Origin of the sequence: Pseudomonas sp. MIACH, assembly GCF_001269925.1 — a bacterium.
Classification (GTDB): Bacteria; Pseudomonadota; Gammaproteobacteria; order Pseudomonadales; family Pseudomonadaceae; genus Aquipseudomonas.
Genome location: NZ_LHVO01000028.1, coordinates 228,614 through 242,786 on the forward strand (window position 1 = coordinate 228,614; position 14,173 = coordinate 242,786).

15 protein-coding genes and 1 tRNA gene are annotated in these 14,173 nt (G+C 60.6%); 5 read left to right on the plus strand and 11 right to left on the minus strand.

Annotated elements, in window-relative coordinates; translation table 11 throughout:
• Nucleotides 1-120: 120 nt before the first annotated feature.
• The 4 genes from AD670_RS11180 to AD670_RS11195 all read right to left on the minus strand — a co-directional run bounded on the left by AD670_RS11180 (nt 121) and on the right by AD670_RS11195 (nt 5,941).
• Nucleotides 121-2,151 (minus strand): methyl-accepting chemotaxis protein, encoded by a 2,031-nt coding sequence (locus AD670_RS11180; protein WP_053131693.1) that lies wholly within the window; start codon nt 2,149-2,151, stop codon nt 121-123.
• 181 nt (nt 2,152-2,332) lie between these two features.
• Nucleotides 2,333-3,169 (minus strand): regulatory signaling modulator protein AmpE, encoded by an 837-nt coding sequence (gene ampE / locus AD670_RS11185; RefSeq protein WP_053131696.1) that lies wholly within the window; start codon nt 3,167-3,169, stop codon nt 2,333-2,335.
• Nucleotides 3,166-3,729: a 1,6-anhydro-N-acetylmuramyl-L-alanine amidase AmpD gene (gene ampD / locus AD670_RS11190; RefSeq protein WP_053131699.1), complete on the minus strand. Its 564-nt coding sequence runs from the start codon at nt 3,727-3,729 to the stop codon at nt 3,166-3,168. Before ampD ends, ampE begins: the two co-directional genes overlap by 4 nt.
• A 61-nt stretch (nt 3,730-3,790) precedes the next feature.
• The gene (locus AD670_RS11195) at nt 3,791-5,941 is read right to left on the minus strand and encodes a DUF1631 domain-containing protein (protein ID WP_053131701.1); all 2,151 of its coding nucleotides are present in this window, start codon (nt 5,939-5,941) and stop codon (nt 3,791-3,793) included.
• A 245-nt stretch (nt 5,942-6,186) separates the two neighbouring features.
• Here AD670_RS11195 and nadC point away from each other — a divergent pair, with 245 nt between their 5' ends.
• The gene (nadC, locus tag AD670_RS11200; RefSeq protein WP_053131704.1) at nt 6,187-7,035 is read left to right on the plus strand and encodes a carboxylating nicotinate-nucleotide diphosphorylase; all 849 of its coding nucleotides are present in this window, start codon (nt 6,187-6,189) and stop codon (nt 7,033-7,035) included.
• Between the two features lie 118 nt (nt 7,036-7,153).
• Here the strand turns inward: nadC and AD670_RS11205 are convergent, their stop codons facing one another.
• From AD670_RS11205 to AD670_RS11220, 4 genes are all read right to left on the minus strand, one after another.
• Nucleotides 7,154-7,459 carry a DUF6388 family protein gene (locus AD670_RS11205; RefSeq protein WP_033903347.1) on the minus strand — a complete coding sequence of 102 codons (306 nt, stop codon included), beginning with the start codon at nt 7,457-7,459 and terminating at the stop codon, nt 7,154-7,156.
• A gap of 178 nt (nt 7,460-7,637) precedes the next feature.
• Nucleotides 7,638-7,710, minus strand: a tRNA-Thr gene (locus tag AD670_RS11210).
• 48 nt (nt 7,711-7,758) lie between these two features.
• Nucleotides 7,759-9,159, minus strand: coding sequence for an O-antigen ligase (locus AD670_RS11215; protein WP_053131707.1), 1,401 nt, complete (start codon nt 9,157-9,159; stop codon nt 7,759-7,761).
• 35 nt (nt 9,160-9,194) lie between these two features.
• Nucleotides 9,195-9,605: a pilin gene (locus AD670_RS11220; protein WP_053131938.1), complete on the minus strand. Its 411-nt coding sequence runs from the start codon at nt 9,603-9,605 to the stop codon at nt 9,195-9,197.
• Nucleotides 9,606-9,807: 202 nt separating this feature from the next.
• Here AD670_RS11220 and AD670_RS11225 point away from each other — a divergent pair, with 202 nt between their 5' ends.
• The 4 genes from AD670_RS11225 to yacG are packed head-to-tail and all read left to right on the plus strand — an operon-like array spanning nt 9,808 to nt 12,696.
• Entirely contained in the window at nt 9,808-11,016 is a 1,209-nt protein-coding gene (locus tag AD670_RS11225) for a type II secretion system F family protein (protein ID WP_053131710.1), read from the plus strand.
• Entirely contained in the window at nt 11,013-11,879 is an 867-nt protein-coding gene (locus AD670_RS11230) for an A24 family peptidase (RefSeq protein ID WP_053131713.1), read from the plus strand. The genes AD670_RS11225 and AD670_RS11230 overlap by 4 nt, the downstream gene beginning before the upstream one ends.
• Complete coding sequence (gene coaE / locus AD670_RS11235; RefSeq protein ID WP_053131716.1) at nt 11,876-12,499, plus strand: dephospho-CoA kinase; 624 nt, start codon at nt 11,876-11,878, stop codon at nt 12,497-12,499. The genes AD670_RS11230 and coaE overlap by 4 nt, the downstream gene beginning before the upstream one ends.
• Nucleotides 12,496-12,696: a DNA gyrase inhibitor YacG gene (gene yacG, locus AD670_RS11240; protein ID WP_053131719.1), complete on the plus strand. Its 201-nt coding sequence runs from the start codon at nt 12,496-12,498 to the stop codon at nt 12,694-12,696. The genes coaE and yacG overlap by 4 nt, the downstream gene beginning before the upstream one ends.
• Here the strand turns inward: yacG and AD670_RS11245 are convergent.
• The 3 genes from AD670_RS11245 to AD670_RS11255 all read right to left on the minus strand — a co-directional run bounded on the left by AD670_RS11245 (nt 12,693) and on the right by AD670_RS11255 (nt 14,137).
• Nucleotides 12,693-12,908 carry a hypothetical protein gene (locus AD670_RS11245; RefSeq protein WP_003171680.1) on the minus strand — a complete coding sequence of 72 codons (216 nt, stop codon included), beginning with the start codon at nt 12,906-12,908 and terminating at the stop codon, nt 12,693-12,695. The two genes, yacG and AD670_RS11245, sit on opposite strands and share 4 nt — an antisense overlap.
• A 75-nt stretch (nt 12,909-12,983) precedes the next feature.
• A complete protein-coding gene (locus AD670_RS11250) occupies nt 12,984-13,673 on the minus strand; it encodes an energy-coupling factor ABC transporter permease (protein ID WP_053131722.1) in 690 nt (229 codons plus the stop codon).
• Nucleotides 13,670-14,137 (minus strand): hypothetical protein, encoded by a 468-nt coding sequence (locus AD670_RS11255; protein ID WP_053131725.1) that lies wholly within the window; start codon nt 14,135-14,137, stop codon nt 13,670-13,672. Before AD670_RS11255 ends, AD670_RS11250 begins: the two co-directional genes overlap by 4 nt.
• Nucleotides 14,138-14,173 lie beyond the last annotated feature (36 nt).

Consider the following 14,173-nt stretch of genomic DNA (forward strand, 5'->3'; position numbering starts at 1 on the left):
GCCTCCCCTGGACCTTGATTGAGTGACATAAACTCTCACTCATTCGCGCATCGCAAAAAGGCACTCCGGGAAATCCAGACAAGCACTACATCAACCTAAGACAAATCCTACGCCACTGCCTTACACACGAAAGGCCCCGATCAATTGCTTCAACTCGATCACCTGTATCGATAGCTGCCGGCTCGCCGCTTCAGTCTGATGCGCGCCTTGGGCGGCATGCTCGCCGGCGCGATTGATTTCGACGATGTTCCGGTCGATATCATGGGCAACGGCGGTCTGCTGCTCCACGGCAGCAGCGATCTGCTGATTCTGGTCGACGATCATGCCGACGGCACCGAGGATATTTTCCAGGGCTTGCTGGACCTTATCCGACTGCTCCACGGTGCCGCTGGCCATTTCATGACTGCTGCCCATGGCCTTCACGGCCGCGGCCACGCCGCTGTGCAGGCGGCTGATCATCTGTTCGATTTCTTCGGTGGAATGCTGGGTACGCCGGGCCAGGGTGCGCACCTCGTCGGCCACCACGGCAAAGCCGCGTCCCTGCTCACCGGCCCGTGCGGCCTCGATGGCCGCATTGAGTGCCAGCAGGTTGGTTTGCTCGGCGATACTTTTGATCACCTCCAGGACGCTGCTGATGGACTGACTGTCGATGGCCAACTGGTTGATCACCCTTACCGACTGGTCGATCTCCGAGGCCAGCCGCGCAATGCTGCCCTGCTGGGATTGCACCAGGCCACGGCCATTGACGGTCTCATCGTTGACGCTGTGGGCACTGCCGACCGCCGCTGCGGCACTGCGCGCCACTTCCTGGGCGGTGGAAGACATTTGGTTCATGGCCGTCGCCACCTGCTCAATCTGCATGCGCTGGCCGGAGACCGCCTGATTGCTGCGGGCCGAGACCGTTTCCACTTGGCCGGCCTGCAACTCGACCTGGCTGACGGTGTGCCCGACGCGCTCGATCAAGTCATGGATTTTCGCCACGGTACCGTTGAACACCTGGCCCAAATCGCCCAACTCGTCGCGGCTGTGGGCGACAAAGGTAACGGTCATGTCGCCGGCAGCCACCTTGTCCATCATCGTCCCCAGGCGCCGCAACGTGGTGCGCGTAGACGCGTAGAACCCCGCATAGAGATAGAAGATCAGCAAAAACACCGCCGTCAGCGCCGAGACCAGCACCACCATGTGCGTGCGGTTCTGCGCCAGGCGCTGCTCCAGCTGTTGCCCAAGGAATATCAGGGTGGCGTCATTGAGCTGATAGGTGTGATCCATCAATTGGCTGACGCTGTCATAGAAACCCTGCCAGGGCGCGTCGAGGGTTTCGGCCATTACGACCTGCTCTTCGAACAGCTCGCTGCCTTGCTTGAGACTGGCGTTGCTGGCCTTGGCCAGGCCGTCGAGTACCGCGTGAGCGGCGGTGCTGGTGCCCAGGGCGTCGTGCAATTTCAAGCCGTACTCAGCCTGGAGCTTTTCCAACTGTTGCAGCAGTTCGTCGAAGCGGGTGCTGGAAGATGAATTGAGAAAACCCTGGCCCAGGGAGTAAGCGCCCATCGCCCGGCCCTCGCCCAAGGTCTGGGTGACCTGCGGGGTGACGCTGGTGATCAGCTCGCTGAGTTGGCGCAGATCACTCTGGGGGTCGCGGCTCAAGCCGGACTGGCTGGCAATGATCTGGCTGAGCATCTGTGCCTGGTTGAGCAACTTGCCGATCAACGCACTTTTGCTCTGCAGCGAGCTTTCCTGTTGCTGGGCCTTGAAAGCCGCGATCAGTTCGTCGCGCTTAGCTTCAAAGGCGACGATTTGCTCGGGCCCGGTAGCCATCGGGGCAAGGTCTTGCAAGCGGGTGAGCACGCTCTGTTCCAAGGCGTTGATCTTGCCCTCAAGGTCAGCAGCCTTGCCGGACTGGCCGAGGGTTGCGTTGATCTGCACCTGGTTATTCAGGGTTTCCAGGTCACGGCGCAGGATCAGGCTGCTGCCGAGCAGATCGAGGCTTTGCAGCTCGACACGGGTGCCCTGGAATTCGCGCCAGGAATCGCGCACCAAGTAATAGTTGGTGGCCAGCATCGGCAGCAGGAACAGCACGCTGATCAGGCTGAACTTCATGCCGAAGCTCAGACGGTTCATCAGCGCGACGGCGGGATAGAGCAAGCTCTTCACAGGTGACCTCCCCTTTCTTTTATTTTTATTGAGGCGCAGGGCGGCGGCAGAAAGCCACTATTTGGCGCTCTGTCTGTATAGCTCAATTTGAAAGGGAGTTTTGTAACGTAAAGTTAACGAGTGAGGGTGGCAGGGGGCTGCTGCGCAGCCCGTCGCGGGACAAGCCCGCTCACCACAGGAATCAGGGCAGCACGGTCCAGATCGCAAACCCGGCATACCACAGCACCGCCGCACGCAGCAGCAGTTCCCACAAGCGATCCAGGCTGTTGATACCGTCTGCACCCACTACGGGCGGTGGGATTTCAGCGGCGACCAGGCCGACTTTTTCCACCAATTGCGCGGCGCTGATGTCCCAGCTCAGCAACTCGTGGAGCATGACACGGCTGACCGCGACGAAGTTGCCCACCAGCGCAAAGCTGGCCGCCAGCAAGCGCACCGGCAGCCAGTCGAACGCGTGACGCAATTGCCCGGCGCGCTCGGCCACCAGCGGGTTCTGGCTATGCTCACTGGCCAGTGCCAACAACCGATAGGCCAGCGCGGCGACCGGCCCTAACAGGAAGTACCAGAAAATCACTGCAAAGAAGCTCTGGTAGGCCTGCCACAACAGATGGCCCTGGACGCGCTCCAACAGTTGCTCTCCGCTGTCGGCGCCCAGCTTGAGGTCGCGCTCGGCCACATGTTCGGCAGCTTGCAGGTCACCACGGCGCCAGGCATCGCGAAAAGGCCCCAACCCAGCCAATAGATCGCCACGGCCCAGGCTGTAGATCACCACCAGCAGGTGCACCGGCAGCGCCAACAAACCATAGGCCACCGGTTCGAGCACCAGCAGCAACAATGCCAGCAACGCTACCGGCAGCAGCACCAGCACGACCAGAATCAGCCATGGCTGCTTGCCCAAGCGCGGGCTCGATTCCAACTTGGCCAATTCGCGCAGCCAGCCGCCATCACGCTGCAACCGCTGGCGCATGGCCGAGAATTTCTCGATCCACACCGCCAACACCAACACCAGAAAACTCATCGTGCGTGTCCTCCATCCTGCAGGGCGCTGCGAAAGCGCGTCCAATCAAAAGCGGGGCCGGGATCGGTCTTGCGCCCCGGCGCGATATCGCTGTGACCGCAAATACGCTGCGGCGTAATGCCTGGATAGGCTGCCAGCAGTTGTCGGGTCAGGTCGATCAGCGACAGGTATTGGGGGTTGGTGAACGGCAGATCATCGGTGCCCTCAAGCTCTATCCCCAAAGAAAAGTCATTGCACGTCTCACGCCCTTCGAAGCACGAGACCCCGGCATGCCAGGCCCGGTCGATGCAGGACACAAACTGCGTCACCGTGCCGTCGCGCTCAATCAGAAAATGCGCAGACACCCGTAGGTCGGCAATCCCTTCAAAGTAGGGATGTTCCGTGACATCCAGGCGGTTCTGGAAAAACTCCTGCACTTTGCCGGTGCCAAACTGCGCAGGTGGCAGACTGATGTTATGCACCACCAACAGTGAGATTTCGCCTGCCGGGCGCTCGTTGAAGTTGGGTGAAGGGCAATGGCGAATACCCTGACACCAACCGCTGGCGGGGTCCAACTGCATACAGGATCCTTGAATGTGACTGAATGTGACCAGTATGCCGCGTTCGACCCCGTGGTTGCGATCACTTGCCGCTATTAAGTTGACGCAGGTTAGCCACCACCGCCGCCAGCGCCCGCTCGAACAGTGGTCCATCGTCCAGGCTGTGCAGCGCACCCCGCTTGAAAGCCAGCGCCAGTTGGCCTGCGGTTTTCTCCAACAGCTTGAGCCCCGTGCGGCCAACGAAAACATAAGTGTTGGCCGGCGCCATGACCGCCGCCAGCTTGCACCGCAGGGTGCCCGCCTGGTCTTGCTGGAACACCACCCAGCTGCCCACGCGCAATTGGTGCACCTTGAGCAGGTCCGGATCGTTCTCCGACAGCGTCTCGGCTGAATCGGCCGGCAGCGTGCTGAACACAAAGGGCTCGCGCACTTCGAGCCACCCAGCGCTACCCTCGGGCGGCTGGACATGCAGGGCCTGCAAGCGCACAAAAAAATCACGCGTGCTGAACGGGTCGAATGCCGCGCTGGTCAAGCCGTCGCGCAGCGCCTTGAGCAAGCCCGGCAACTGGTCCAACAAGTGCCCGCCGGCGTCGTTGCCTGCCTGCCGGCCGACACTGCAAATCAGCTCATCCATGGTGCGCAGCCCGGCTTGCCATTGCACCGACTGCTCGCCGTGCTTGAGGCTGGCCAGCAACAGCACCTGGCTCCAGGCCTGCTGCAGGAACTGCACCACAGCCTGCGGCAAAACCTTGCCCAGCAGCCGTCGATTCAGCACTTCGGCCACCCGCGCACGCGCCGCTTCGGTACGCACGCGCCTTTCTTCGGTATCACGGGTGTGTTGTTCAAGCAATTCGCTACGACGACGCTCATCGGCGGTGAACGTCGTGAATTCGGTCAACAGCTGGGAAAAAATCGCCGGATCTTCGACAAACTCATTGAGTAACCGCTGGACTACCTGCTCGATGCGCAGGTACAGGCTGTCGCGCTGGACGTCATCGACGGGGCTCCAGCCCATGGCGGTCGTAGCGATCTCGTTCAACAGGCGCCGCGCCGGGTGGCCGGCACGACTGAAAAAACTCTTGTCCTGCACCGCCACTTTCAGCATCGGAATCTGCAGGCGGCCGATCAAGGCCTTGAAGGCGTCCGGCACCGTGCGGTCATTGAGGATAAATTCGAACAACAGGGCGATCAGGTTGATCACATCTTCGTCCGCCTCCTCCACGACCCGCGACTTGCCACTCTTGACGCTGACACGGGTGAGCAACTGCTCAAGCTGGTTACGCAGGTCGAAATCATCCTCGGCGTCCGGCTCCGGTACGTACTGCTGCAAATGGGACAACAGGCGCAACAGATCGCGGGTGGCAATGGGCAGGGGTTCGGCGCTGGCTTCAAGGGTAGGCGACACGCTGCCGCGCACGACGGTCAACAACGCCTGCAAGGCGCTGAAGGCTTGCTGGCCATTTTCGTCGACCTGCGGGTCGGCGCTGGGCAATACCTCTTCGCGAGTACGCCCACGAGCGGCACGACTACCAGGACGACGGGACGGCGCGGCCTTGAGTTCCGGCAAGACGCCTGTCGCCACCAGCAACTGATTGGCTTCACCGTAGATTTGGTCGGCGTCACTGAGTACGTACTTTTCAAACAGCTTGAGCATGATCAGTTTGACGCGGATCTCCACGCCCAGGCTGCGCCCTGCCCGCAGGAAAAACTCGCACAGCAGCGCCGGCCCCAAGGGGTTCTCACGGTCATCCAGGCGATTGCCCAGCAAGACACTCAAGCGTGCAGTCAGTTGCGACAGCGCCAGGCCGTCGCGGTGGCGCACCCGGCCAAGCATGGCCTCAAGTGCCACGGCTTTTTCCAAGTCATCCCTGGACGTGCCTGAGGCCGCCTCATAGGACACCACTGGCACCAACTGAAGCTCAGCGCGCCCCGCGTGCCCCAGGTTTCCGAAGGCTTCGAACAGCCGCTCCATGAACACCCGCTCGAAATTCTTGCGCTTGAGGCGCAGGTCGCGCATGGCTTCAAAGAAGATATGGTGGTCCACGTTGCTGCGGGCCTTATCGGCCATTTCGAACAAGGTGTCGTCGGCGTTATCGAACAGTTCCTGCAAACCCTGCTGCAACTGTTGCGCGGCCTTGTCGCGAACCTGCTGCAACACCACCGGCAGGCGCGCGAGGGGCGATGGCGTGGCTTGTGCCCTGTTGATTGGCACCACCTTTCCGTCATTTTGCATCCTGGCCTCCTGAAACGGCGGTATTGAGTTGGGGAAAAATCGGGTACAGGCCCAGTGGACGCTGCGGATAACCGCTTATCACCAAGACGTCAAAGCTATGACGCCAATTGCAAGGCGCAAGATTATCTTGCAAATGAATGCTGTTGCGCCAGCAAACTCTGACATTGCGCTGTAAATGAGTGGTTAGCCTGGGTTCGAGCGCACGCTGCCCCTATAATCGGGACACTTTGTTTGTGGAGCCTGTTATGCCGAATCTCCGTCTTGCCGACCTCACCGCCGAAATCGAAGCCAACGTGCGCCGCGCACTGCTGGAAGATATCGGCAGCGGCGACATCACCGCACAGTTGATCCCGGCCGAACGGCTGGCCACGGCCACCATCATTACCCGCGATGCCGCCGTCATCGCCGGCACTGCGTGGGTGGATGCCGTATTCCGCCAACTGGACCCACGGGTCGCCGTGCACTGGCAGGTGGCCGACGGTGAGCGTGTCAGTCCCAACCAAGCACTGTTCCATCTGGAAGGCCCGGCGCGCTCGCTGCTCAGTGGTGAGCGCTCTGCCCTGAACTTCCTGCAGATGCTGTCCGGGGTCGCCACCCGCGCCCGGTTTCTGGCAGATTTTGTCGCCAGCACCCAAGTCAAGCTGCTGGACACTCGAAAAACCCTGCCCGGCCTGCGCCTGGCGCAGAAATACGCGGTGACCTGCGGCGGCTGCCACAACCACCGCATCGGTTTGTATGACGCGTTCCTGATCAAGGAAAACCACATCGCGGCCTGTGGCGGGATTGCCCAAGCCATCAGCGCCGCCCACAAGATCGCACCCGGCAAGCCGGTGGAAATCGAAGTGGAGAGTTTGGACGAACTGCGCGAAGCGCTGGCGGCGGGCGCCGACATCATTATGCTCGATGAGTTGAGCCTGGAAGATATGCGTGAAGCCGTGCGCCTGAACGGCGGCAAGGCCAAGCTGGAAGCCAGCGGCGGGATCAATGAAAGCACCCTGTTGCCTATCGCCGAGACAGGGGTGGACTACATCTCCATCGGTGCAATGACCAAGGATGTGAAAGCGGTGGATTTGTCGATGCGCCTGAGTATCTGAGCACCTTAACTGTAGGAGCGAGCCTGCTCGCGAAAAACCTGAGAACGCCGCAGAGAACCAGGCAGCCCGCGTCATCGTTGGCGATTTTCGCGAGCAAGCTCGCTCCTACAAGCTGCTTTTAAACGACCAGGTCATTCATCTCGCAATACTCTTCCCATTCGACACCCAGCACTTCGGCCGCCTCTTTGTGGAGGGCCAGCCGCGCCGCTTCGAACTCTTCCGGTGTCGAGGTGTACTTGAGGGTCAGTTCCCAAGGCTGGTAGCCCTGGCTCTCGGCCTCGTCCTCGAATGCCCACTGGATCTGGTCACGCTGATCATCGGCGCTCAGGTCCTTGATCTCCTCTTTAAGCTGCGGCGACTCCTCGAGGTATTTTTCGAGGGCTGCTTGATGCCGAACTTCCTGGGTCATTTCAGTCGTGGTCATGTTGTTCTCTTAGATCGAGGAATGGGGATGCATCTGGGTCATCAAGGTTGCGCAGATACAAAAGAGCGGGCACAAATGCCAACTCGTCTGGCCTTCAGAACCATTCTGGGATCATCTGAAAACATTGCCTTTGAAACATTGCCGCTAAAACACTGCCTTTAAAACAGCAATGCCTTTTTGCCCGAGACAGGAATCGAACCTGCGACCTTCGCGTTACGAGTGCGCTGCTCTACCGACTGAGCTACACGGGCGGTGGGCTAAAGCTAGCACCGCATCGGGCGTCCGGCAACTTGCGCCCTTCAGCGGGCAATCACCCCCTGAGCCCAGAAGCGTGGTTGCAGGTAACTGCCATTGCCGTCCAGGTACTGCTGCTGGGCTTGCTGGAGGTGAGGCACATCGCGCATCGCGACAAATACCAATAGACCAACGGCCAACACACTCAAGGCTTTCCATAGGTTCCAGGCCAATGGCAGCGCAACACGTGCTGGCGTGCGCGACGCATGCAGCGCCATCAGCCAGCCCACCACCAGCGCCAACCAGACCTGGGAGTTGGGCATCACGATTACACCATCGACCATGGACTGCACCAGCGCCCCCACCAATGCCGCAAACAGGCATAAGCGCAGCAGGTCAACACGCTCGGCGGACAGCGCCCGCTCACGTAGCACAGCCAACGTGGCCCAGCCGCCTCGCCATGCCAAAACCGCCACGCACAGGGCCGATGGCACACCCCATTCGCTGGCCCATTGCAGGATCGCCTGATGGGGATGAGCGGCAATCTTGTTGGCGATATCCGCAAAATGCATCGGCCCAAAACCGAGCCACGGCCGCTCGACCAGCATATTCCATGCCTGCCACCAGATCGGGCCACGTCCCGACAGCGAGGTGGTGAGACGATCACTGGCACCACTGGAGAGCTCAGCCCCCAGATAATCCGCCAGCCCCGTGAATATCAGCCAATACAGCAACAGTCCAACCAACACTGCGGCCAACTGCCAGCCCAGCCAGCGACGTCCCCCAGGCCCAAGTACCGCCAACACCACGCCCGCCATGCCCATACCGAGCCAGGTGCCGCGCGTACCGCCGCTGATCGCGATCAGCCACCAGACACACAACAACGCAAACACCGCACCTCGCAAGGCGCGGGAGAGATTGGGGATCAGCAAGGGCAGCGCCAGCAATGGCAGGGTAAATGTCTGAAACTGGCCGTAGAAACGTTTGTTGGAAAAGCCGGACAGCAGCCCGTCAGGGTCCAGCGCGCGCGCTCCACTGGTGAATACAAGCGCACCGGCATACAGATACTGGACCGACTTGATCAGGCACAGCAGCACCACAATCAGGATCAGCACACGGTCCAAAGACTCGCCGCCGTGCCGGCGAAGCAGGGCAAAGGCCAAGGCGATTGCCCCGCAACTGACAAACAGCGCCACTTCGGTGAGCGCCCAGAGCGGCTGATGGGCCAGCACCGAAGACAGCAGGCCCAGCCCGACGACCAGCGCCACTCCCCAGGCCGTGGGCCTGTCCACCCAAGGTTCAGTGGAGGTAACCGATAGCCCATACAGCACCGCGCAAAACCCGATGGCAATTTGCATTCCACGCTGTAGATCATGCCCACCGAACGGCGTGCAAATCCCGACAGTCAACAGGCACACCACTGCTACCAGGAAAACATTGCCTCGTTGCTGCACGGATAACGCCATCGGCCACCTCTACGTCCCTGTGGATGATTTAGCCGTTACGCACCATCGGCGCCGCAGCCCTTGCCGACATATTTCGCTTCAGCGGTAGTCGTGCACTTCCAGCCGGTGGCGCTGCGCGTCAGGCTGATGGTCTTGCCCAGCACCGGTGCCGGCGCATCGAGTATTTCGCAGCTGATGGAGCCCGCGCCCGTGGCCACGTCGCCTGCCACATCGATCTTGCAGTTGGCGGTGGGGCTGGTGCCGCCAATCAAGGCCAGGGTAGGTACAGTGCCCTGGTTGAGGGTGTCTTCGTAACCAGCCTTCAACGCGGCAATTTCAGCCAGGCCGGCAGTGAACTTGGCCTTGGCCTGGTGCGTGGTGTACATGGGCAAGCCGATGGTGGCCAAAATGCCGATGATTGCCACGACGATCAACAACTCGATCAAGGTAAAGCCTTTCTGACGTATCACATTCACTCTCCAGAATAGAACTCATGACAAGGCGCGTCCTGCACCCCGTTTTTGCAACGGCGCCAGTGTACTCACCCGCAAGCGGTCAATCGCGCACAAGACGCACATTCTGACATTTTTATCCTGCGCCATCGGCATGTCCGAATCCGTCACCTGACTAAGCTATTAATCTTCGATGACCTGTATGCGGAACCGCGACATGAACAACGCTTCGACGATTTACCTCTGGGAAGGCATCAACCGCAAAGGGCGCAGGGTGTCCGGGCAAACCAAGGGGCGCCACCCTGCCCTGGTCAAGGCACAACTGCGTCAGCAAGGGATCAGCCCCGGCCGTGTGCGCAAGCAATCGCCGGTGCTGCCACGCCTTGCCCCGTCAGTCAAAGCGGCGGACATCACCCTGTTCACACGTCAACTGGCGACGCTGCTCAAGGCAGGGGTTGCGCTTCTGCAAGCCTTCGACATCATCAGCGAAGGCCTCGACAATCGAGCCGTGCGTGAACAAGTCCAAGGACTTAAACAGGCAATCGCGGCCGGCACCAGCCTGGCTGAAGCACTACGCAAGCAACCGCGTTATTTCGATGAGTTGTACTGCAACCTGGTGGCCGCCGGCGAACAGGCCGGGGCGCTTGAGACACTGCTGGAAAGGGTGGCGATCCACCGGGAAAAGAGTGAGCAGCTCAAGGCCAGGATCAAAAAGGCCATGACCTACCCCATCGCAGTGCTAGTGGTGGCCAGCCTGGTCACCGGCATATTGCTGATCCACGTGGTGCCGCAGTTCCAGAGCCTGTTCGCCGGAGTGAACGGCAAACTGCCGGCATTTACCTTGCACGTGATCGCCTTGTCGGCGTTCATGCAGCACGCGTGGTGGATGCTGGTGTTGGGCATCGCAGCAGGCGCCACGGGGCTGCGCCAGGCCTATCGGACCTCACCGGGCTTTCGCTATTGGCTGGACGCCGGTTTGTTGAAAGCGCCCCTGGCAGGCAAACTGCTGACAAAATCCGCCGTGGCCCGTTACGCGCGCACGCTCTCGACCACCTTCGCAGCCGGTGTCCCACTGGTACAGGCATTGGATTCAGTAGCCGGCGCCGTAGGAAATGGCCCGTTCAAGCAGGCAATCGAACATATGCGTCACGAGGTATCCACTGGCATGCAGCTGAATCAATCCATGGCCAACAGCGGCCTGTTTCCCGGCATGGCCATTCAGATGACGGCGATCGGCGAAGAGTCGGGCACCCTGGAACACATGCTGGAAAAGGTCGCCAACCACTATGAGGCTGACGTGGACAACCAGGTCGACAATCTCACCAGCCTGATGGAGCCGTTGATCATGGTGGTTCTGGGTGGGATTGTCGGTGCGCTGGTCATCGCCATGTACCTGCCGGTCTTCCACTTAGGGAGCGCATTTTGAGCCTGCTGCTGGCCGAGCATCCTTGGGCTTTTGTCGCAATGGCGTTGGTACTGGGGCTGATCGTCGGGAGTTTCCTCAACGTGCTGGTGTGGCGCCTGCCAAAAATGCTCGAACGGGAGTGGCGTGCCCAGGCCCATGAAGTGCTCGCTTTGCCTGCCGAACCTGAGGGGCCGACCTACAATCTGATGCACCCCAACTCATGCTGTCCACACTGTGATCATCCAATCCGGCCCTGGGAAAATATCCCACTGCTCAGCTACCTGATGCTCCGGGGCCGCTGTGCCCATTGCCAGGGAACCATCAGCCCCCGCTACCCCCTCACCGAACTCGCCTGCGGGCTGATCTCGGCATGGGTCGCCTGGCATTTCGGCTTTGGCTGGCAAGCCGCAGCGGTGCTGGTGTTGAGCTGGGGGTTGCTGGCAACGAGCCTGATCGACGCAGATCACCAGTTGCTGCCGGATGTACTGGTGCTGCCATTGCTCTGGCTGGGGCTGATCGTCAACAGCTTTGGATTACTGGCGACATTACCTGACGCGCTATGGGGCAGCGTGATCGGCTACATGAGCCTTTGGAGCGTGTTCTGGCTATTCAAGCTGGCCACCGGCAAAGACGGCATGGGCCACGGTGATTTCAAGTTACTGGCCTTGCTCGGCGCCTGGGGTGGCTGGCAGATACTGCCGATGACACTGTTGATGTCGTCGCTGGTGGGAGTGGTTGTCGGGTTGATCCTGATGCGCCTGCGCAAGACCCAGGCGTCCACGCCGATGCCATTTGGTCCGTATCTGGCAATTGCCGGCTGGATTGCATTGCTCTGGGGTGGTCAAATAACCGACTTCTATTTGCAGTCTGTCGGTTTCAGATGACCACTTGTGTTGCAACACCCTGGATTCTTGGCCTCACTGGCGGCATCGGCAGCGGTAAAAGTGCGGCAGCCCAGCACTTTATCGACCTGGGCATTGACCTGGTGGACGCAGATCACGCCGCGCGCTGGGTGGTCGAACCCGGCCGACCGGCGCTGGCCCGCATCGCCGAGCATTTTGGTGCTGGAGTATTGCAGCCTGACGGCCAGTTGGACCGCGCTGCGCTGCGCAAGCTGATCTTTGAGGTGCCCGAAGAGCGCCGCTGGCTGGAAGCCCTGCTGCACCCGTTGATTGGCGAGGAAATTCGCAGTCACCTGGCGCGCGCCCGCTCGCCTTACGCGATCCTGGTGTCACCGCTGCTGATCGAGTCCGGCCAGTACAGCATGACCCAGCGCATCCTGGTGATCGACGTGCCGCAATCGCTGCAGATTCAGCGTACCCTGCAGCGCGACGGCATCAGCGAACAGCAAGTGCAGGCGATCCTCAAGGCCCAGTCCAGCCGTGAAGAGCGCCTGAACCATGCCGATGACGTACTGGTCAATGACCAGGACCTCGCTTGGCTGCACAGCGAGGTCGAGCGACTGCACCACTTTTACCTTACTTTGCGTGGAGGCCGATCATGAGCCAACCCTTGACCGTCGACTGCCCAACCTGCGGTGCACCCGTGGAATGGAATACAGCCAACCCCAACCGGCCGTTCTGCTCGGACCGCTGCAAACTCATCGACCTGGGCGCCTGGGCTGCTGAGGAACACAAGATTCCGGTGGCTCCGGATGCCGAAGACGAGCTGTTTTCCGAAGACCTACCGCCGCGCCACTAAGGCCGCATAAAGGCATATTCCTGCTGGTCGTCGAGGTTCTCTGCAAGGTATTGCAACTCGTCGGCCAGGTCCTCGAAACTGCGCACGCCCTTGCTCTGCTGCACCACCGCGCTGAGCATGGCGCGCAGGGTCAAGCCTGGGTCGAAACCGATTTCCTGTGCCGCATCCTGGCTTCTGCGCAACTCCTGCCGTGCCCACTCGTACACACTCATGATTCGTGCTCCTGCCTTGCCTGGGAAAATTTCGCAGAGCATGGGCCTGCTCGCCTGCGCGGGATTTGATCTGGATCAACGCTGCGATTCGTCATCCTTCCAGGGTGCCGAGAGGTAGCGGGTGCGGTTGAAGGTCTCCAGCCATTCCGGGCAGAACACCACCAGGGCACTGATCACCATGCCGTTGATAAAGGCTTCGGGGAAGATGATCAGCCACAGGTAGCCGATAAAATCCTCCAGCCATTCCGGCATGGCAAAACGACCGTCGAACCACAGCAACCCCAGGCCCAGCAACAGGCAAAGCAAAGCCGATAGAGCGGCGGCAAAAAAACCGGAGCAGAAGATATACACAAAGGGATTGCGCGGCTGCGCTCGCTCGACCACAAGCGCACAGCCTTCGGTGACCAGCACCGGCAGTACGATCAGCAGCAGGCCGTTGACACCCAGGGCTGCCAGGTCCTGGCGCCCGAGCAGCATTAAGCCGAGCTGGGCGGCAAACCCACCGACGATAGCCAGGGGCCAATCCAGCAGCAGGGTTACGGCGGTCATACCGATAAAGTGGTAGGACACCCCGGTGTCGAAATCCCGCCGTACCAGCCACAACATGAACAACGCGAATACCGTACCAAATAGCAAATGCTGGCGCCGCCGGTCGGCAAACAACTCCACCCATGGCGAGCGCAGGATTGCCCACAGCACCACGGGGGTAAAAAGCAGCCAGCCGATGCCGAGGGTTTCTGGCGTCAGCACCGCTGCACTGATCACGGTTTCACCTGCTCCAGTGCCTGGCGCAGTTCGGTGGCAGCGTTGTATTCGTGCCGCGCAACCAATCGGCCTTGATCCAGTTGCAACCACAACACGGTATCCGCCGGCGCGGGATAACGTGGGGCGATACGCGCGTCGCGATCCAGCATGACCCGGTAGTTGTAGGATTGCATGGCCGGTACCGCGAACAATTTGGCGATCAGTCGAGGCATGCGCTGGATGTCAGCGACAAACACCGCACGCCGCGCTTCGAGGTAGCCTTTAGGTTGGCCTTGCAGCGCCGCGTCTACCAGCTTGGCCGCATCCATGCTGCGCGCCACCAACAGAATCTGCGCCTGGTTATCGAGGGTATAGGCTTGGTCGAATTGATCAAGCAAAGTCCAGGGAGCGAGGCGCTCGCCCACCTCAACAGCCTGTGCCCATACCGGTAAAAGACTTAGCAACAGCACCACCAGAAACTTCACTGCACGCTCCTCATACGGGGGAAATTAGGCTTGAAA

What these genes read in the sequence shown, in the direction of transcription:
- AD670_RS11245 (WP_003171680.1), bottom strand. Translation starts at nt 12,908, where the DNA reads ATGAGTGTGTACGAGTGGGCACGGCAGGAGTTGCGCAGAAGCCAGGAT.
- yacG (WP_053131719.1), top strand. Translation starts at nt 12,496, where the DNA reads ATGAGCCAACCCTTGACCGTCGACTGCCCAACCTGCGGTGCACCCGTG.
- AD670_RS11215 (WP_053131707.1), bottom strand. Translation starts at nt 9,159, where the DNA reads ATGGCGTTATCCGTGCAGCAACGAGGCAATGTTTTCCTGGTAGCAGTG.
- nadC (WP_053131704.1), top strand. Translation starts at nt 6,187, where the DNA reads ATGCCGAATCTCCGTCTTGCCGACCTCACCGCCGAAATCGAAGCCAAC.
- AD670_RS11205 (WP_033903347.1), bottom strand. Translation starts at nt 7,459, where the DNA reads ATGACCACGACTGAAATGACCCAGGAAGTTCGGCATCAAGCAGCCCTC.
- ampD (WP_053131699.1), bottom strand. Translation starts at nt 3,729, where the DNA reads ATGCAGTTGGACCCCGCCAGCGGTTGGTGTCAGGGTATTCGCCATTGC.
- AD670_RS11225 (WP_053131710.1), top strand. Translation starts at nt 9,808, where the DNA reads ATGAACAACGCTTCGACGATTTACCTCTGGGAAGGCATCAACCGCAAA.
- coaE (WP_053131716.1), top strand. Translation starts at nt 11,876, where the DNA reads ATGACCACTTGTGTTGCAACACCCTGGATTCTTGGCCTCACTGGCGGC.
- ampE (WP_053131696.1), bottom strand. Translation starts at nt 3,169, where the DNA reads ATGAGTTTTCTGGTGTTGGTGTTGGCGGTGTGGATCGAGAAATTCTCG.
- AD670_RS11195 (WP_053131701.1), bottom strand. Translation starts at nt 5,941, where the DNA reads ATGCAAAATGACGGAAAGGTGGTGCCAATCAACAGGGCACAAGCCACG.